General features: G+C 39.1%; 11 protein-coding genes and 1 pseudogene. 10 read left to right on the top strand and 2 right to left on the bottom strand.

Annotated features, from left to right (window positions below; all coding sequences use genetic code 11):
• Positions 1-6: 6 nt before the first annotated feature.
• From NSTC731_RS19650 to NSTC731_RS19615, 8 genes are all read left to right on the top strand, one after another.
• Complete coding sequence (locus tag NSTC731_RS19650) at positions 7-453, top strand: DUF3110 domain-containing protein (RefSeq protein WP_289795635.1); 447 nt, start codon at positions 7-9, stop codon at positions 451-453.
• Positions 454-626: 173 nt separating this feature from the next.
• On the top strand, positions 627-1,553 hold the full coding sequence (murQ, locus tag NSTC731_RS19645; RefSeq protein ID WP_445626402.1) for an N-acetylmuramic acid 6-phosphate etherase: 927 nt from the start codon (positions 627-629) through the stop codon (positions 1,551-1,553).
• Between the two features lie 596 nt (positions 1,554-2,149).
• The gene (locus NSTC731_RS19640) at positions 2,150-3,349 is read left to right on the top strand and encodes a response regulator (RefSeq protein WP_445626401.1); all 1,200 of its coding nucleotides are present in this window, start codon (positions 2,150-2,152) and stop codon (positions 3,347-3,349) included.
• Positions 3,350-3,841: 492 nt separating this feature from the next.
• Positions 3,842-4,204 (top strand): response regulator transcription factor, encoded by a 363-nt coding sequence (locus NSTC731_RS19635; RefSeq protein ID WP_322664528.1) that lies wholly within the window; start codon positions 3,842-3,844, stop codon positions 4,202-4,204.
• A 124-nt stretch (positions 4,205-4,328) separates the two neighbouring features.
• On the top strand, positions 4,329-4,802 hold the full coding sequence (locus tag NSTC731_RS19630) for a chemotaxis protein CheW (protein WP_445626400.1): 474 nt from the start codon (positions 4,329-4,331) through the stop codon (positions 4,800-4,802).
• A gap of 115 nt (positions 4,803-4,917) precedes the next feature.
• Positions 4,918-8,226, top strand: a complete 3,309-nt coding sequence (locus NSTC731_RS19625; protein ID WP_445626399.1) for a GAF domain-containing protein — start codon at positions 4,918-4,920, stop codon at positions 8,224-8,226.
• A gap of 77 nt (positions 8,227-8,303) precedes the next feature.
• On the top strand, positions 8,304-8,633 hold the full coding sequence (locus tag NSTC731_RS19620; protein ID WP_445632131.1) for a four helix bundle protein: 330 nt from the start codon (positions 8,304-8,306) through the stop codon (positions 8,631-8,633).
• 3 nt (positions 8,634-8,636) lie between these two features.
• Positions 8,637-12,254, top strand: coding sequence for a response regulator (locus tag NSTC731_RS19615; RefSeq protein WP_445626398.1), 3,618 nt, complete (start codon positions 8,637-8,639; stop codon positions 12,252-12,254).
• Positions 12,255-12,564: 310 nt separating this feature from the next.
• Here NSTC731_RS19615 and NSTC731_RS19610 read toward each other — a convergent pair whose 3' ends face one another.
• Both NSTC731_RS19610 and NSTC731_RS19605 read right to left on the bottom strand, forming a co-directional pair.
• Entirely contained in the window at positions 12,565-13,458 is an 894-nt protein-coding gene (locus NSTC731_RS19610; RefSeq protein WP_445632130.1) for an ABC transporter permease, read from the bottom strand.
• 42 nt (positions 13,459-13,500) lie between these two features.
• Positions 13,501-14,586, bottom strand: a complete 1,086-nt coding sequence (locus tag NSTC731_RS19605) for an ABC transporter substrate-binding protein (RefSeq protein ID WP_445626397.1) — start codon at positions 14,584-14,586, stop codon at positions 13,501-13,503.
• A 577-nt stretch (positions 14,587-15,163) separates the two neighbouring features.
• Between NSTC731_RS19605 and NSTC731_RS19600 the strand changes: the two are divergent.
• A pseudogene (locus tag NSTC731_RS19600) lies at positions 15,164-15,357 on the top strand (ATP-binding protein); the annotation flags it as partial.
• A gap of 78 nt (positions 15,358-15,435) precedes the next feature.
• Positions 15,436-20,019, top strand: coding sequence for an ATP-binding protein (locus tag NSTC731_RS19595; RefSeq protein WP_445626396.1), 4,584 nt, complete (start codon positions 15,436-15,438; stop codon positions 20,017-20,019).
• The last annotated feature ends 11 nt before the right edge of the window (positions 20,020-20,030 follow it).

Below are 20,030 nucleotides of genomic sequence, written 5' to 3'. Positions count from 1 at the left end.
GGACAGATGATTACACCAATGCGTGTTTTTGTGTTAATTTTTAATGCTCGAACGGAAAATGAGGGGATTCACACGATTCGGGAAGGCGATGCCAAAAGCGGCAAGCTACGCAATAAAATTCTGATGTTCGAGTCAGAAGACGATGCGACACGGTTTGCCCTGATGTTAGAAGCTCAGGATTTCCCCGCACCCACACCAGAGCCGATGGATGCTGAAGAAATCAAGGAATTTTGCGAAAGTGCTGGGTATGAATGGGAAATCATCCCAGAAAACAGCAATTTAGTTGTAACTCCCCCAGAACTTAACGTCGAAAAAACCGACTGGCAAGAAGATGCCCAGAAGGAGGATACTGTTGAAGACACTTTCCCTCTCAATCAACAGCCGCTAGAAGAACCAGAATTGTCTGATTCTGAATTAGAGAAGATGCGTCGCAAATTGGAAGGATTGTTGTAAGTAGTCATTAGTCATTAGTCATTAGTCATTAGTCATTGGTCACTTGTACTGAGCGTAGCCGAAGTATTAGCCATTGGTCGCTAACTGACTAATGACAACGGACATAGATAGATGCCCAAAGAAAGGGCGGCGTAGGCTAGAACAAAAGACAAATGACAAAGGACAAATGACAAATGACAAATTTGCAAGAACGCGGGCATCTTTTAACTGAGCTGGTAAATCCTAATAGTCTGAACTTAGACCAGCTCAGTTCTCTGGAATTGGTGGAGTTGTTTAATGACGAAGACCAAAAGGCCGTCGCAGCAGTTGCAGCGGCGAAAATTCAGTTAGCAGAAGCAATTGAGCGCACCGCAGAGCGTTTGCGCCACGGAGGACGCCTATTTTATATTGGTGCGGGTACAAGTGGCAGATTAGGGGTGTTAGATGCTGCTGAGTGTCCACCTACTTTTTGTACACCCCCAGAGTTGGTACAGGGGATTATTGCTGGTGGTGCTGGCGCACTAGTACGTAGTTCTGAAGATTTGGAAGACAGCATTGAAGATGGCGAGGCTGCGATCGCAGTGCGACATATTACCCAATTAGATGTCGTAGTTGGCATTACTGCTGGTGGGACAACGCCTTATGTGCACGGTGCGCTTCATGCTGCTCGTGGGCGAGGAGCTACAACTATTTTTATCGCCTGTGTTCCTGCTGAACAAGTTAGCTTTGATGCCGATATTGACATTCGCTTATTAACAGGCCCAGAAATAATCGCCGGCTCAACTCGCCTGAAAGCTGGTACAGCCACTAAATTAGCTTTAAATATTCTTTCTAGCGGCGTGATGGTTAAGCTCGGCAAAGTTTATGGCAATCGTATGGTGGATGTAGCAGTAACAAATCAAAAATTACGCGATCGCGCTTTGCGTATTTTGCAAGACCTCACAGGTTTAAGTCGCGAAACTGCTGGTTTTTTACTAGAACGTAGTGGTAAATGGGTTAAGCTGGCGCTATTGATGCACTGGACTGGTTTGGAAAAAGACGAAGGCGATCGGCTACTTTCAGAACACCAAAGTAATCTCAGGGCAGCTGTTGTCAGTTATCAAAACCATAAGCAATCTTGAAGAAATTTTCTAAATAAATACTTTCTAATCTGGCTGCTACTTGTTTTAGTAGCACGCCTTTTTTTTTAAATTCCTAGAAAAGTTGACATTAATTAGAATAATTAAGAATAGTAAACTTAAATAAATATTTTAACCTCTATTGTCAATTTCAATAAATAAAGCACAGCTTTCTACTTCTTTAAACAAAAATTCAGAACTTATACGGATATGATTCTATATGAAAATTATTAAAATGATCTGTTATTACACTATGATATCGACTATGGCAACCTCCTTTAGTCATAAATATTAACAGAAAAGTAAATGCCAATACAACTTTATGCTAGATAAATTCTTTGCTAGCAATAGTTTTGCTATCTTAACATCTGCCTTGCTTTTAATAATCTTGATTTAGACTGCTATATCCCAAATCCATTTGCACTGATTCACATATCTGCCAATCGCTATATAGCTAGAACGCTGTAGCAGAAGTGTTGCCTACCTTGAACAAGTGACTTAAGAAACTTGTCTGATTAATTGAGATGGTAGGTAGATTTACGCTGTGTTCTACTAGTATCGGTTTTTAATAGCTAACTTTTTAATAAAAGGAACAAACTATGCCCCATCAAGAACTTATTTCAAATAACCTAGTAAATGAATTTAAAACTTGTACTCAGTTGCAATACAATGGCAAGTTAAATATTAAAAGTTCCAAGGGCAGTCAATGGACTTTTTACTATCGATTGGGACGGATAGTTTGGGCAACAGGCGGAACTCATCCCTTCCGACGTTGGCGCAGACATATAGCCCAGAATTGTCCCCAGATTGATGTTGATAAGTTGCAGTTACGTGGACAAGACCTATCAATTGATTACTGGGACTATAAACTGATAGAAGTATTTTATAAAAAACAGAAAATTCAGAGGGAACAGATTCAATCTATTGCGGAAAATACGATAGCAGAGCTATTATTTGACCTAGCTTTGCAAGGAAACTTTGCTTCTCTAAGTTGCAATCGCAACCAAGAAGTTATTTTAGAAACTCCAATGAGCTTCACAAGTTCAGAAATGTCTGTAAAGCACATGCAAGACTCATGGAAAATTTGGTCAGAAGCAGGTTTAGCAAATTTTTCTCCTGACTTAGCACCAATTCTACGGCGACCAGAACAACTTGAGCAAATGGTAAGTCCATCTGTCTACAAAAACTTTGTGAATTTAATCAATGGCAAATTCACTCTACGAGATTTAGCCATGAAAATGAAGCAAAGTGTATTGCCACTGACCCGTTCATTGCTTCCTTATATCCTTAAAGGAATCATCGAATTGATAGAAGTACCCGACTTGCCTTTAGGAATTACTGAAGTTAATAATAACTCTACCACTACCCAACCAAAAAAACGGATTGCTCCACTAGTAGCTTGCGTCGATGATAGCCCTCAAGTATGCAAAATGGTAGAGGATATTGTCACTTCTAATGGATTGAGGTTTGTCAAAATTCAAGATGCTGTACAAGCTCTACCAACCCTAATTCAGAATAAACCAGACCTAATTTTTTTGGATTTGATTATGCCAGTTGCTAGTGGTTACGAAATTTGTACTCAGTTACGAAGAACATCTACATTTTCCAACACACCAATAATTATATTAACAGGCAGTGATGGTCTTTTAGATAGAGTTCGTGCCAAAGTAGTTGGTTCTACAGATTTTCTCACTAAACCTGTAGTGACTGATAAGCTAATGAGTATAATACGTAAATATTTACCTACACAGAGCGTATCCACTGATAAGAGTAAATCTAATTTAGAGGTTTGTAAGTAGGGAGAGTTAGAGGCAATTTTTGATTCTCAATTATTTCTCAAAATTTAAAGATTTTTGTACCTCAGTAAGAATTAAATTATTGAGGTTCCACAATTTAGATTTCCTCTATTAAGAGAATCATTTATTTGTCATTGATTTAGGCTTTTAGATATATTATTACCTTTAAATTATTTAATTATTAGTCATGTTTCAAGTTTGAAAATTCAATCCAAACTTGAAAATTTAAATTAGGTTATTAAACTATTTTTATTAAAAATATTATCTAAAATGATGTTTATTACGTACTTTTTCTGAGGTTGATAAATAAAGATTGAATCAAAATTAGACAAATACAATTTTTTGTATTTATAGCAGTCCTATTTGATTTGTGAAATATTGGTTAGGGCAAAGGGGTTAGGGCTAGTCTCTAGTCCCTTCCATGTCTTTTTGAGAAATCATTGAGGATTTGTATATTTTGTTTACATTTTGAGAAAAAGTTAATGAGTAATTGCCATGAATACTGTTTTAGTTGTTGAAGATGGCTTAACAGATATGGAAATAATCAGCCGTTACTTGCAACAGGCAGGTTATTCTGTGATTAGCGCCACTAGTAGTGAAGAGGCTCAAGACAAAATAGATAAAAATAAGCCAGACTTAATATTTCTTGATGTAATTTTACCAGGTAAAAGTGGCTTTGAAATTTGCCGAGAACTGAAAAACAATCCCGACACTAGCAAGATACCTGTGGTTTTTTGCTCTACAAAGAATAGTGATGTAGATAAAATTTGGGGTAATATGTTAGGCGCTGATGGTTATCTATCAAAACCGATCGATCGAGACGAACTAGTGGTAATTTTAAAGCGATTACTTAATTAGGAAAAATCTCACAATTAAACAAATCCTAAAAGTCACTATTTTTTAAATATAATTTTTCCAAAAATCAACAATAACTGCAAATAGTGGCTAGAGATAAATCATCAACTAGAAAGGATCGATAGCTTTGGAAACCCAGCAAAAGTTTTTAAGTTTTAATTTGGGAGTAAGTGATACAGCCGTCATTTCTCTACAACACATCACAGAAGTTTTGCAAGTATCATTACCAGAAGTATGTGGCGTTCCTCAGATGCCAAGCAGCATTTTAGGTATTTATAACTGGCGTGGTGAGATGCTTTGGTTAGTTGATTTAGAGGCAATGTTAGGTTATCCTCCTATTTCGCAAGGCTCAAATTTACTTTCAAGAATGATGGCAATTGTTTTGGAAAATAAGGGTAAGTATTTAGGACTTTTAGTGCGACAACTAATAGATATTGAATGGCTAGATACTAAAGAAATGAAACCTGCAACTGCTGAATTATTTTATCCTAAATTATCACCTTTTTTACAGGGATACTTTATTAATGATTCAGAGAATATAATTTTTAATTTGGATGCGACAAGTATTATTCAAGCTCCAGCATGGGGGATTCATAATTGAATATTTAGTAAAATGTGAGTTTTGAAAAGTCATAATTATTAGTCGGTAAATACCAGATAAATATCGCTTCCCATATATCCATTTATCACCCATCACAATTTTGAGGTATAATCAAATGACATTTTTGTATAACAACAGCCATGATAACGAGCATTTAATTTCTGAATTAGAAAATCAGAATGGTAACGCTAATATAGCAAATATTGCTAGTAGTGAAATGTCTTTGTTAAGTGCGATCGGTCAAGAATTTAAAACTTGGCGCCGACAAATAAAAGATATCGCAACTCACATGCGCCAAGCCCCAAACATTGATACATTACTGAAAATTACTGTAGCACAAATTAGAGAAAAAATTAGCTGCGATCGCGCCTTAATTTATCAGTTTACTTCGCGAGAATCAGGTAATGTTTTAGCCGAATCGAGAACATTAGGTTGGACTCCAACTTTAGGCGAAAATATTCCCGGAATTATTTTTGGTCTATATACCAATCAAGACTATGTAGAAGCTGTAGTTATTGACGATATCAATCAGATTCAACTTACCCCTTATCAAAAGCAACTGCTAGATAAATTTCAAATTAAAGCTAGTTTGAGTTTACCGATTGTAGTAGAAGGTAAAGTGTGGGGCTTACTAGCAGTCAATAATTGCTACTCAACGCGGCAGTGGCAAGAAGTAGAAATTAGCCTACTATCTCAACTGACAACAGAACTAATTTACAAGTTGCAAAGCTTTGAATTCCAAAAAGAACAGCAACAGCGGCTAGTAGCAAAAAAATCGGTAGCTAAAGTCATCGACAAAATTCTGCGGGTATCAAATGTCGATAAGCTTTTTCAAACCACCACTCAAGAAGTACGCCAATTACTAAAATGCGATCGCGTCGGTGTCTATCGCTTCAAACCTGACTGGAGTGGTGAGTTTGTTGCTGAGTCAGTGGGTAACGGCTGGATAAAAATGGTCGGCCCTGATTTTTACATGGTTTGGGAAGATAGTCACTTACAAGATACTCAAGGAGGACGTTATGCCAAGGGTGAAAGCTTTGTAGTCAATGACATTTATCAAATGGGTCATGCTCAATGTCACATTGACATTTTAGAGCAGTATGAAATGAAGGCTTACATCATTGCACCTATATTTGCTGGAGAAAAATTATGGGGTTTGTTAGCAGCTTATCAAAATTCTGGGCCTCGTGATTGGCAACCTTGGGAAGAAACCTTTGTAACTCAAATTGGCTTGCAATTTGGTGTAGCTATCTCACAAGGGGAATATCTCGAACAAGTGCAGACAAAATCTAACCAACTAGCTCAAATAGTTGAACAAGAGAAAGTTTTCACTAAGATAGTCAACCGCATTAGACAATCTTTAGATGTAGAAAGTGTTTTCAAAACAACCACTCAAGAAGTGCGTCAATCACTACAATGCGATCGCGTTGCTGTCTATCGTTTTAACCCTGACTGGGGTGGTGAATTTGTGGCTGAGTCTGTGAGTACTGGTTGGACAAAACTGGTAGGCCCTGATATTAAAACCGTTTTGGATGATACCTACTTACAAGAAACCAAGGGAGGTCGGTATGTCAGAGGTGAAAACTTTATCGTTAATAATATCTACGAAGTAGGGTTAGCTCCTTGCCATATTGAGATTTTAGAGCAGTTTGAAGCCAAAGCTTACATAATTGTTCCGATATTCTTCGGGGATAAATTGTGGGGATTGCTGGCAGCTTATCAAAACTCTAGCTCCCGTGAATGGCAAAGCTGGGAAGTTAACTTTTTGGTTCAGACTAGCTTGCAATTTAGTTTAGCTAAATCACAGATAGACTATTTGGAATTAGTGCGAGTTAAATCTGAGAAACTAGCTCAAATAGCAGAACAAGAGAAAGCTGTCACCAAGATCAGTAACCGCATCCGCCAATCTTTGGATGTAGAAGAAATCTTCAAAACAACTACTCAAGAAGTTAGGCAATTACTGCGATGCGATCGCGTTGCCGTGTATCGCTTCAATCCTAACTGGAGTGGTGAATTTGTTGCAGAGTCAGCAGGTCATTTGTGGGTAAAACTGGTAGGCCCCGATATCAAAACTGTCTGGGAAGATACCCACTTACAAGAAACCCAGGGAGGTCGATATGCCCAAGGAGAAAACTTTGTTGTAAATGACATCTATCAGGTAGGTCATTCTCCTTGCCACATTGAAATTTTAGAGCAATTTGAAGTTAAAGCTTATGTAATTGTTCCTGTATTTGCTGGCGAACAATTGTGGGGATTGCTGGCAGCTTATCAGAATTCGGGAACTCGTGATTGGGAAGAATCAGAAGTTACTTTGTTAGCACGTATTGGCAGCCAGTTAGGATTGGCATTACAACATACCGAATATTTGCAACAAGTACAAGCGCAGTCAGCAAAATTAGCAGAAGCAGCAACACGAGAAAAGGCAGCCAAGGAGTTACTCCAACAACGATCCATTCAACTCTTAAAAGCCCTGAGACCTGCTCTCAACGGCGACTTAACAGTACGCGCACCGATTACAGAAGACGAACTAGGCACGATCGCAGATGCTTACAATAATACTTTGCAAGCACTGCGGCAAATTGTTGTTCAAGTACAAGGGGCTGCTCAACAAGTTGCCCAAACTTCTAGCAATAGCGAGTCTTCACTAGCGGGACTAACCAATCTGGCACAACAACAGTCTGAGGACATTACCGCAGCCTTAGATGACATTCAACAGATGGTGGACTCTACTCAAGCTGTAGTAGCGAATGCTGAGTTAGTACAACTAGCAGTGCAAAAAGCCAATCAAACTGTAGAGTCTGGCGATACTGCCATGAACCTGACTGTAAAAGCAATCCAAGGGATTCGTGAAACCGTTGCTCAAACCAGCAAAAAGATTAAACGCCTCAGCGAATCTTCGCAAAAAATCTCCAAAGTGGTGAATTTGATTGGTAATTTTGCCACACAGACAAACGTACTCGCTTTGAATGCAGCCATTGAAGCTACTCGTGCTGGTGAATATGGCAAAGGTTTTGCAGTTGTGGCTGATGAAGTCCGTTCTTTATCTCGCCAATCAGCAGCAGCAACCATCGAAATTGAAAAATTAGTTCAGGAGATTCAAGCAGAAACTGGAGAAGTTGCAGTAGCAATGGAAACTGGTATTCAGCAGGTAGTAGAAGGCACAAATCTTGTTAGTGACACTCGCCAAAACTTAAATGCGATCGTTTCTGCGACTGCCGAAATTAGTCAGCTAATCGAGCGAATTACCGCAGCGACTCAAAAACAAATGGCGCAATCTGTAACAGTCACCAAATCAATGCAAGATGTCGCAGAAATTGCCGATAAAACTTTTGCGGAATCTCAAGAGATTGCGACTGTGTTCCAAGAGCTATCAGGAATGGCGCAAGAGTTATTAACAACTGCTAGTAAGTTTAAAGTCAAATGAATTTTAGATTTTAGATTTTGGATTTTAGATTATGAATGAGGAGGATTTTAAGCGGAGAACAAAGCAGCTAGCGAGCAATCCGCTTAGTAGAAGCTCTCCCACAGAGCAGAACGGCAGATGTAATTGGCAAGCAGCTAATCCGTTCAGCAACATCTGTGGGAGCTAACTATCGGTCAGCTTGTCGTGGTAAGTCAACCGCCGATGTCATTGCTAAACTCAGTTTGGTAGAGGAAGAAGCCGATGAAAGTCTTTATTGGATGGAACTTGTTGTTGAGGTTGGTTTATTACCACTGGAAAAAGTGAAAAGCTTGATGTTAGAAAATACCGAAATTCTGGCAATGACAGTTGCATCAATTAAAACTTTACGCAACAAATCTAAAATCCAAAATTTAAAATCAAAAATCTAAAATATGATTACAGATAACGAAATTCGGCAACAAGGTTACATCTACTTTCTAGCTGAAGCCCCAGAATTAGTCAAAATTATTGAACAAGAACTATTTAGCTTGTCGGAAGATTATAGCATTGCTAAAATTCACAATCTAATGCGAGCCACTCATACACTTAAAGGTGGTGCAGCTAACGTTGGGCTGGAATTAATTAAGACGATCGCCCATTTTTTAGAAGATGTATTTAAGGCTTTATACAATCCAAAAGTGGTAGTTGATGCAGAGTTACAAACACTTTTATTACAAGCTTATGAGTGTTTGAGTATAGCATTAAATACTGAATTAATAGGTAGTACTGTTAATGACGAAGAACTGCTTCACCGAGCGACTTCAGTGTTCGCGCAGTTGCAAGAAAAGCTGGGTGATGCATTTGGATCTGAATCTCATATTCCTACTTCTGAAGAATTGGGTTTTGATATTGTACAATCTGTTTTTGAAGTAGGAGTAGAACAACGTCTAAACAGTATTGCTGACGTTATTAACAATCACCCAAATAATGACGAATTTATCGATTTTTTACACTCTCAAGCTGAAGTATTTCTGGGCTTGGCAGAATCTTTAAATTTACCTGGATTAGGAGAGATTTCCCAAACTATTCTCTCAGCGCTGCAAGCAAATCCCAGTCAGGTACAGCAAATTGCAGAAATTGCCTTAGTAGATTTACAACAAGCAAAAAAATTAGTATTAGCAGGCGATCGCACATCTGGTGGAGAACCTTCATCAGGTTTGCAAAAACTCGCAGTAGTGGAAAATAATGAGTTATCTGAAGAATTCCCAAATAATTCATTTACTGACAGATTTATCATTGATGAAGAACAATTTTATCAGTTTCTCACTACATCTGATAACAATAAGAGCGAATCGGTAAAACCAAAAACTGCCAAGTTTTATTTAAAAGTAATTCGCTACATTTATGGCTGGTTTAATCACCAGATGCAAATACCAGAAGCTGAACTCAGTTTGACTTTACTAGTTCCCAGCTTAGAAAGAGAAAATCTGCTTAATTATATTGAAAACTGGCTGAAAAACTTTCTTGATTTTGTTCAGAATGAAGAAGATAGTCAAAGCCTTTGTATTTATCGACGTGGCATAATCTTAATTATTCTATTTGCCGTTGCCAAGTTTCAATATTCTCTGAAAGCATCTGATAGTTACCTTTCAGGAATTAAATTATTACAAAACCAAATTCACAAATTAGCAAAAGAATATAAAAATTATCCTCCTGTTACTAGGGAAGAGAAAAACTGGCTTGATAGTCCAAAGTTACAAAACCTGTTAGCGATCAAAGAGATTGTATCTTCTCAATCAACTGATAATTTGCTAGAAGCAATATGGGGGGAAGAAACTAGGCAAATTGCTGTTGAAGTCGTAACAACCCAGACAGATAATTATTCAGAAAAGCTTGATTCATTAACTGTCAGCGAACAGGTAGTTGTAGATATTCCGGAAACAGCTATTGAAGTCATGCCTGAGATAGCTACACAAATCAACAAAGAAATAGAAGATAAATCACAGTATGTTCAAACTAAAAACTTTCGCCAACCTTCATTTATTCGGGTAGATACAGAGAGACTACAACATCTCAATTATCTAGCAGGAGAATTGCTGATTTACCAAAAACGGCGTAGTTTACAAGATGAACAAGTCAAAGAAATAATTGAGCAGCTAGTACAGCAACTCACTAGACACCAAACAACTTTAAATGAGTTACGCGATTTACCTTTACAAATACAAAACATTACATCAGAACAAACGCAAAGTTTTGCAGTGGATTTTGACTCTCTAGAAATGGATGTATATACAGAATTTCACATGACATTGCATGAAGCAATAGAAGAGACACTGCAACTACAAGAAACCACAGAGTCTCTTGACTTGCTTCTGACACAAGCTACTCAAATTAGCGATCAAAAAGAGAATTTAACTCTTAATATTATAGATAGCTTAGTCGAAGCAAGAATGTCGCCTTTGGGTAATATTCTGAACCGTTTCCCCCAGATGGTAAACAAGTTGGGGAATGTTCATGCCAAACTTGTTGAATTGAAACTTACTGGTAGTGAAGTACTGGTAGATAAAGCGATCGCCGAAAAGCTCTACGATCCTTTGTTACACTTAGTGCGTAATGCTTTTGACCACGGTATTGAAGCTCCGCAAGTTCGCCGAGAGCTTGGTAAACCAGAAGAAGGTTTAATCGAAATCTGCGCTTATCATCAGGGTAGCCAGACTGTTATCGAAGTTCGAGATGATGGTCAGGGATTGAATTTAGACAGAATTCGCAGAAAAGCTGCCGAACTTTATCCCATACAAACTGAAGAAAAAACTAGAAGCTATGCTTCTAGTCTGGCTGAACCTGAACTTTTAGATTTGATATTTTCGCCTGGATTTACTACTGCAAATAAAGTAAGTGAAATTTCTGGGCGCGGTATGGGTTTAGATATTGTGCGTACTCAAATGCACGCTCTCAACGGCTCGATTTCAGTTCAATCTTTACCCAACCAAGGAACAATATTCATCCTCAAAATTCCTTTTTCTATGACTACAGAGAAGTTAATGCTAGTTCAAGCCAAAGGTGTTGTTTATGGTCTGATGTTGGACAATATCGAAAAAATATTGATTCCTTATGAACAGCAGATTAAAGAAATTGAAGGTAAAAAAGTCTTATATTTGAATATAGACAATGATGAAACTATGGTCAGCCTTCGTCAACTTTCAAAGTTGATTAATTATAATGGATCATTCATTAATAACGAGACTTCATACAATACTTCAAATACTCAAAACCCAAGCATAGCAAATAATCCGGTGCTTTTGCTACAGCGAAATCAGGGAAAGGTTGCTTTAGAAGTTGACCAGATAATCGGCGAACAAGAACTGGTAATCAGACCTTTAGGAAATGCGATCGCACCGCCAAAATACATTTATGGTTGTAGTAGTTTAGCTAATGGTAATCTCATCTTAGTAATTGATGCTTTGTTGTTGATAAAATCTAGCGAAATCCAACAAACAACACTTGATATCAGGGCGCTACCAGTAGCTTCTGCGTCAAATATAAAAGCCTTGCCAATATCAGGGCATACTTTTTCATCTACACCATTACTTGCAGCATCGACTTCCACAACAACTATAGAAACCCAACCCAGTTATTCTCAAGAGCCAGATTATAAATCACCAAAAGTTGTTTTAGTAGTAGATGATGCAATTAGTCTCCGGCAAACTCTCTCTCTAACTCTCCAAAAATCTGGCTATCAAGTAATACAAGCTCAAAATGGTGTAGAAGCTCTAGAAAAATTGCAGTTACATCCTGAAATTCAAGTTGTCGTCTCCGATTTAGAGATGCCAAGAATGAATGGTTTTGAGTTGTTGAGCAATTTCCGCCAATACACAAATTTAGCAAAAATTCCTGTTGTGATTCTTACTTCTCGCAGCGCTGAAAAACATCGCCAGCTTGCTAAAGAATTAGGCGCAAAAGCTTACTTAACTAAGCCTTTTTTAGAGCATGAGTTTATCTCTAAAATTAAGGAGTTAATTAACAATAATACAGATGATTTAGATCGTTTACTTATAGTGAAAAATAATTGATAATTTTGACAATGCGATCGCCTTAATTAAGTAAGGCTATTTCACAACAATCAAATAGCCCTACTTAATTACCAGGTAGATTATTTGGATCTACACCTAGAGAACGTAAATACTCGGCTAATTGTTCAGCCCGCGATCGCTCTTGTTGTGCCTGTTCTGCATCTGTGTTTTAATCTTCGTTATCCACTGGCGTATCGTCTGAACAGGGAAGTTCGTCAGTAGTTGGTAACGCATTTTTGAGATTGGGTGAGAGCATAACCGTTGTCTCGCTGGCGTTTGATGCCTTTATTATAAGTGAGCGACCAAAAGTTTAGCGTTTGGGTGTAGCTTCCCCAAACTTGATTAAAAGTGCGATCGCAATACTAACAAGCAAAATTAACGTCATACTCAAGGCTGAACCAAATCCCCAATTTTGCGTTGCTCCAAGAAACTGATTATAAACTAACCGCGCCGCCGTCATACTAGAAGCACCACCGAGTAATTCTGGATCGACAAAATCCCCTAAGCCTGTGATGAATACAAGCATGGAAGCAGCCGCAATTCCCGTAAAAATTTGCGGTACGGTTACTTGGAAAAAAGTTTCCACCGGATTTGCACCTAAATCAGCCGCAGCTTCTAACAACCGCTTGTCTAGCTTTTCAAGAGAAGCATATAAAATCAAAACCATATAAGGTAATAAGCTGTAACTCATGCCAATCAATACAGCTTGACTATTGTTAAGTAATTCCCAAGTAGGCAAGCCTAAATTGCTGAGTAAACTGTTTAATAAACCAGTAGGACGAAGAATTGTAATCCATGCATAAGAACGGAGTAAGGAAGAAGTCCACAAAGGTAGAACAAAGCCTAATAGCAGTAAATTTCGCCAACGCTGTGGCGCTATCTGAGCAATCCAATAGGCGACGGGGAACCCCAAAATTAAACAAATAATGGTAGTACCAAACGCAAAAAATAGCGATCGCCAAATTACTTGCACGTAAAGGGAGTCAAATATTCGGATGTAGTTTTTGAATCCGTTGGGGTTGACCAAATCTCCCGGTCGGATATCTGCAACTAAACTTAACTCGAAAATGAGCAAAGATGGCAGCACCAACAAAAGTAATAGCCAAATCCCAGATGGTGCAAGCAATACCAAGGGTTGCAGCCAATTTCTAACGGGGTGCTGCAATTTGTCTATTTTAGAAATTTCATTTTTTTCCAAATTAATCACTCTTAACTCCCAACTCCTAACTCCTAACTCCTAACTCTTTTAACTGCTAGTTAATTGAGTCCAATAACGATCGTAAACCTCTTCAAATTCTCCTACAGGTGTAACACGTTCGCAATTTTTTAACAGTGACTCTGGCGGAAACAAATTAGTGTTGTTTTGAATTGTTTTTGGTAATTGCTCAAATCCGGCGCTATTCGGCGTAGAAATATTCAGGCGTTGAGTGATTTGGGCTGCGATTTCTGGTTGCAAAATCATGTTAATCCAAGCATAGGCTCCAGCTTGGTTGGGGGCTGTGTTGGGAATTACAATAGTGTCTGTCCATAATGAAGAACCACTACGAGGAATCACATATTTGAATTTAGGATTTTCTTGAGAGATTTTCACTGCATCTGCCGAATAACACATTGCCAATAATAAATCTCCTGCCAGAATTTGATTTTGCCAAGCGTCGGTGTCAAAACGGGCGATCGCAGGTTTTAAAACTTTCAATTTTTCATAAGCTTGTTTGATTTCTTGTTCATTTTTTGAGTTATAAGAATAACCGAGCATTCGTAAGGTTGCACCCATCACTTCTCGAACATCATTGAGCAAAGTCATTCGTTGATTAAGTTGCTCTTGATTTTGCCAAAGGTAATCCCAGTCTTGGGGTGCATCTTTAATTTTTTCGGAATTATAAAGTAAACCTGTTGTTCCCCAATTAAAAGGGATACTATAGCGGTTATTGGGGTCATAACTAGGATTTTCAAACCGAGGAAATAAATTCTCTAGACCGATTAAGCGATCGTGATTTATTTCTGTTAGCAAACCTTTGTCTACCATCTTCTGCACCATATAATCAGATGGATTGATGATGCTGTAAGTGCCACCGCCTCCAGCTTGCAATTTAGCCAGCATGACATCATTGGAATCATAGACATCTGCCAGCACTTTTATGCCAGTTTGAGCGCTAAAAGTTTTCAATAATTGATTGTCAGTATATTGCGTCCAGGTAAAGATATAAAGTTGGTCGCGCTGACTATTGGTATTAGAATTAGCACGTACTTCAGCTAGCCTCCAGCCACAACCACCTAAAGATAAGCTAGAAAGTGCTGTCACCCCTTTTAAAAATTGGCGTCTGTTAATCATTAAGTTAATAGTTAATCATCTTTTGTATTGTTGTCGATTGATTCTAAATATGCCTTTAATTGGAGTGCCCATAGGTAGCAATACTGCTCGGTTAACCATTTTTAACTCGGCATTGGGTTTGGGGTAAAGGTTAAAGGGTAAAGGTTTTTTCTTTCCCCTTTCTTCTTCCCCTTTTCCCCAAAACCCGACAAGTATTGCCATAGGTAGTTTAAAGATTAACTTAAGTGTATTTAACTGTGCAACTGTTAATAAATTACCCCTGTTAGCTAGTGTTAGGCACGGTTTTTAATCAAGCTTGAGTTATAAAAATTAACAAAGCTAGCGATACCTTCTCTACGAGAGGCTTCTCTTTCAGAGACGCTAACGCGAACGCCAACGGTGAGCTTCTCTTCGAGACGCTCCGCGAACGCTAACGCCAAATTATCAAGGAAACTCAGTGTGGCAAGCTGAACTGCACTTCTGTATTAGCAAAAATTACAGGGTTTGTCGTCCTTACCTTACCAGTTAAAACTGTGACGTGTTTTGGATTCACAACAGTAAGGAAGAATTATCCAAATTCCTAATTGGCAAAATTTTTGCTTTCAATGACAAGGGAATGAATCAACAAATAAAATCGAAAATATTTGACCATTGATTTACTACAAAAGCGGTTGTAAAGGTACAGGATTGGGACTTGCGATCGCTCGACAAATCGTCGAAGAGACTCACAACAGAAAATTGCATTTTAACTCAGTTCTGGGTAAGGGGACAGAATTTATCGTTGAAATTTAAGTATAATTTTTGGCTCGTTTAGTAAACAATTTCAGACATCTGGGAATACTAAATTTGGAGTCTTAAAGATTTAGCAGCATGGTTAGCACTTTTGTAAATATTCCTGGATACAAGGTTAACGAAGAACTCTACAATGGTTCGAGAACCCTAGTTTATCGAGGGTATCGAGAGAGTGACTCATTACCAGTAACGATCAAACTGCTGAAAAATCCATATCCGAGTTTTGGCGAACTTTTGTCGTTTCGCAATCAGTACGCCATTGCGAAAAATCTCAACTCACCGCTAATCGTCCAAAGCTACAGCCTCCAACCCTATCAGAATGGCTATGCGTTGGTAATGGAATTTGGGGGGATTTCTCTCAAAGAATGGCTCCTCAGCCAAAGCCGACAATCTCTACAAGAATTTTTAGAAATTGCGATCGCCCTCTGCGACACCTTAAATTTACTCTACCGCGAGCGCATCATCCACAAAGATATTAAACCCAGCAATATATTAATTAATCCCCAAACCAAACAAGTTAAATTAATCGACTTTAGTATTGCATCTCTATTACCAAGAGAAACCCAAACCTTCGTCAATCTCAATGTGTTAGAAGGGACACTTGCTTATATTTCCCCCGAACAAACAGGCAGAATGAATCGAGGAATTGACTATCGCACAGACTTCTACTCACTCGGCGTAACTTTCTACGAATTACTAAAAGGAGAGTTACCCTTTCAATCAAACGATCCAATGGAGTTGGTACATTCTCATATTGCAAAACTTCCAGAAAAATTGACGAGCAAATCAGAAAGAGAAATTCCTCAAGTACTAGATGATATCGTCATGAAGTTGATGGCGAAAAACGTCGAAGATAGATATCAGAGTGCATTAGGACTGAAGTTTGATTTAGAAAATTGTCTGCATCAGTTACAAGTTTCGGGTAAGATTGAAAGTTTTGAAATAGCGAGTCGGGATGTGTGCGATCGCTTCATTATCCCCGACAAACTCTACGGACGAGAAAGCGAAGCAGCAACTTTACTGCAAGCCTTTGATAGAGTCGCTAACCCCCCTGAATCGGGACATAGGGGGGTAGAAATGATGCTCGTTGCAGGGTTTTCTGGAATTGGCAAAACCGCCGTCGTCAACGAAGTGCATAAACCGATTGTCAGGCAGCGCGGCTACTTCATCAAAGGCAAATACGATCAATTCAAGCGCAACATTCCTTTGAGTGCTTTTGTACAAGCTTTCCGCGACTTGATGTCACAACTATTGAGTGAAACTGATATTCAGCTAATGCAGTGGAAAGAGAAAGTCTTATCTGCTTTAGGTGAAAATGGGCAAGTTTTAATAGATGTCATTCCCGAACTCGAACAGATTATCGGCAAACAACCACCTGTTGCTGAACTCGGTGGTAGTGCAGCCCAGAACCGCTTCAACTTGTTATTTGTGAAATTCATCGCCGTGTTCGCTACAGCCGAACATCCGTTAGTAATGTTCGTAGATGACTTGCAGTGGGCAGATTCAGCCTCACTCAACTTAATACAGGTGTTGATGAGTCAAAGCGAGGTCGGCTATCTGTTCATCATCGGAGCTTATCGAGATAACGAAGTTTCAAAAGCACATCCCCTGATGCTGATGCTAGAGGAGATTGAAAAAGCCGAGGCGATCGTCAATACCCTGACTCTCAATCCTTTGAGTCAAACCCATCTTAATGATTTGATAACCGATACACTGAGTTGTTCGCCAATAACAGCACTGCCACTGACAGAGTTAGTTTATCAAAAAACCAAAGGCAACCCCTTCTTTGCCACCCAATTTCTCAAAGCTTTGCACGAGGAAGGATACATTACTTTTGACTTCAATGGCGGACATTGGCAGTGCGATATTGCAGTAGTGAAGACACTCGCGCTCACCGATGATGTAGTAGAGTTCATGGCAATGCAATTGCAAAAGTTGCCCGATGAAACTCAAAATGTACTCAAACTTGCTGCCTGTATTGGCGCTCAATTTGATTTAGCAACTTTGGCGATTGTTTCGCAACAATCGGAAATTGACACGGCTGCGGCTTTATGGAAAGCTTTGCAAGAAGGGTTAATTTTACCAATTGGTGATGTTTATAAATTTTACGTCGGGCAAGAAACCCTTGCTGGTACATCAGAAAATCAACTGATTGTTACATACAAATTTTTACATGACCGAGTACAGCAAGCAGCTTATTCCCTGATTCATGATGACCAAAAACAGACGACTCATTATAAAATCGGACAACTGCTGCTGCAACAGATTTCCGCACAAGCAAGAGAAGACCAGATTTTTGAAATCGTCAATCAATTAAATTACGGCACGGCTTTAATTAGCGAACAAACTCAACGAAATGAATTAGCACAACTCAATCTGATTGCATCTCGCAAAGCCAAAAATTCCACCGCCTATCAAGCAGCGAATGAATATGCCACAGTGGGATTGTCTTTATTAGGAGAAAATACTTGGCAGCAGCAGTATGAAATGACCCTCGCCTTGCATGAATTAGCGGCAGAAGTAGCACTGCTAAATGGCAACTTTGAGGTGATGGAACAGTTCATTGATACTGTCATTGAACAGGCACATTCTTTATTAGAAAAGGTTAATGTTTACTGCATTAGAATTCAATCGCAGATTTTCCAAGGTAAATTGACTTGTGCGATCGCGATCGCCCAACCAGTCTTACAACAGCTTGGTGTTACCTTTCCCCAAACACCCACACCATCAGATTGGCAACAAGAAATCCAAGAGATTGAGGAACTGATTGGAGATAGGCAAATTGCCGATTTGGTTAACTTGCCACAGATGCAAGATGCCGAAAAACTCGCTATTCTGAAGATTGCCAATATCATCAGCCCAGCAGCTTACCTCACTGGCTCACCGTTGTACCCATTGCTGAATACTTTGTCCGTTAAACTCTCGATTCAGTACGGTAACACATCGACTTCTACTTTCGGCTATGCAAACTATGGCAATATTCTCTGCAATTTCTTCCAAATCGTAGATACAGGAACGCAGTTTGGTTCTCTGGCACTCCAGGTTATCTCAAAACTCGATGCCAAAGCCACTAAAACAGAAGTTTTGATGATTTTGGGGATATTTATTATACACCGCAAATCTCACATTCAAGAAACACTACCTCTCTTGCAAGAAGGTTACACCAGTGCCTTAGAATTTGGAAACCTGGTACTTGCTGGATATAATGGACACACTTTTTGTCTCAATTCTTTTTGGTGTAATCAACCCCTGGCTACTTTAGAGCAGGATATTAGCGCCTACTGCCATAGTTTGATGCAAATAAATCAATCGACAACTGCTAATTATTGTCGGATTTATTGGCAACCGGTTTTAAATCTGCTGGGTTTTGCAGAACATACCACCCTTTTGTCTGGAAAAGCCCTTGAAGAAACAGAATTTCTCCAGCAGCTACAATCCGCCAATGATGGATATGGATTGTATATTTTCCATTTATATAAATTAATGCTTTGTTTATTATTTGGAGAAATAGAGCCAGCGAAAAATCATGCTATTGAAGTCAAGCGCTATTTTATGGCTGGTGCGGGATTAGTCAGCGAACCAGTATTTTATCTTTATGATTCGCTGCTGACTTTGGCACAATTGAATCCAGAATTAGATGCAACATCAGCAGCATTGCAGAGTGTAATAGAAAACCAAACTCTTTTACAGCAATGGGCGCATTATGCACCCATGAATCACCAGCATAAAGTGGATTTGGTAGAGGCAGAAAAATATCGGGTATTAGGCAAGAATTATGAAGCAGGGGATTATTACGATCGCGCTATTTCTCTAGCTAAAGCCAACAGCTACATCCAAGAAGAAGCCTTAGCTAACGAACTGGCAGCTAAATTCTACCTGGGCTGGGGTAAAGCAAAAGTTGCCGCAGGCTATATGCAAGAAGCTTACTATTGTTACGCCAAATGGGGTGCAAAAGCCAAAGTCGCTGATTTAGAAAAACGCTATCCCCAACTACTTGCCCCCATATTACAGCAAACTCGTTCGACCTTCTCAATTAACGAAACCATCTTCGCCTTGGGGACTGTCACCTCCATAAGTTCTACGACTTCTAGCAGTAGTGTCTCAGATATCCTAGATTTAAAAGCGATTCTCAAAGTCTCTCACACTATCTCCAGTGAAATCGAACTGGAGAAACTGCTTGCATCGTTACTGAGAATCGTCATCGAAAATGCCGGAGCTGATAAATGCGTGTTAATGCTGTTGCGAGACAGTCGCCTGTTGATTAAAGGGTCAATGATTCTGGGAACAGAACCAGTAGTGTTGCAGAAAATTCCTGTGGAGGAGAGTCAGGATATTCCCCAAAAGCTCATTTACAAAGTCTTGCATAATAGTCAGACTATTGTCCTGCTGGATGCAACAGCAGATTCCACCTTAGCCAACGACCCCTATATCATACGTCAGCAGCCCAAGAGTATTTTGTGTAGCCCGATTTTGCATCAAGGCAAGTTGAGAGGCATTTTATATCTAGAAAATAACTTAGCAACGGGGGCATTCACCAGCGATCGCATCGAACTCCTGAATTTAATCTGCGCTCAAGCTGCAATTTCCTTGGAAAATGCGCGACTTTACGAACGTTCCTTAGAATATGCCCAACAATTAGAGCGATATCGCTTGCCGAATTGAGTGCTGCACAG

It is taken from the genome of Nostoc sp. DSM 114167 (assembly GCF_052692655.1).
Note: the sequence above shows the minus strand (reverse complement) of the source record. Positions and strands in the feature narration are given on the sequence as shown.

What these genes read in the sequence shown, in the direction of transcription:
- NSTC731_RS19650 (WP_289795635.1), top strand. Translation starts at nt 7, where the DNA reads ATGATTACACCAATGCGTGTTTTTGTGTTAATTTTTAATGCTCGAACG.
- murQ (WP_445626402.1), top strand. Translation starts at nt 627, where the DNA reads ATGACAAATTTGCAAGAACGCGGGCATCTTTTAACTGAGCTGGTAAAT.
- NSTC731_RS19640 (WP_445626401.1), top strand. Translation starts at nt 2,150, where the DNA reads ATGCCCCATCAAGAACTTATTTCAAATAACCTAGTAAATGAATTTAAA.
- NSTC731_RS19635 (WP_322664528.1), top strand. Translation starts at nt 3,842, where the DNA reads ATGAATACTGTTTTAGTTGTTGAAGATGGCTTAACAGATATGGAAATA.
- NSTC731_RS19625 (WP_445626399.1), top strand. Translation starts at nt 4,918, where the DNA reads ATGACATTTTTGTATAACAACAGCCATGATAACGAGCATTTAATTTCT.
- NSTC731_RS19615 (WP_445626398.1), top strand. Translation starts at nt 8,637, where the DNA reads ATGATTACAGATAACGAAATTCGGCAACAAGGTTACATCTACTTTCTA.
- NSTC731_RS19605 (WP_445626397.1), bottom strand. Translation starts at nt 14,586, where the DNA reads ATGATTAACAGACGCCAATTTTTAAAAGGGGTGACAGCACTTTCTAGC.
- NSTC731_RS19595 (WP_445626396.1), top strand. Translation starts at nt 15,436, where the DNA reads ATGGTTAGCACTTTTGTAAATATTCCTGGATACAAGGTTAACGAAGAA.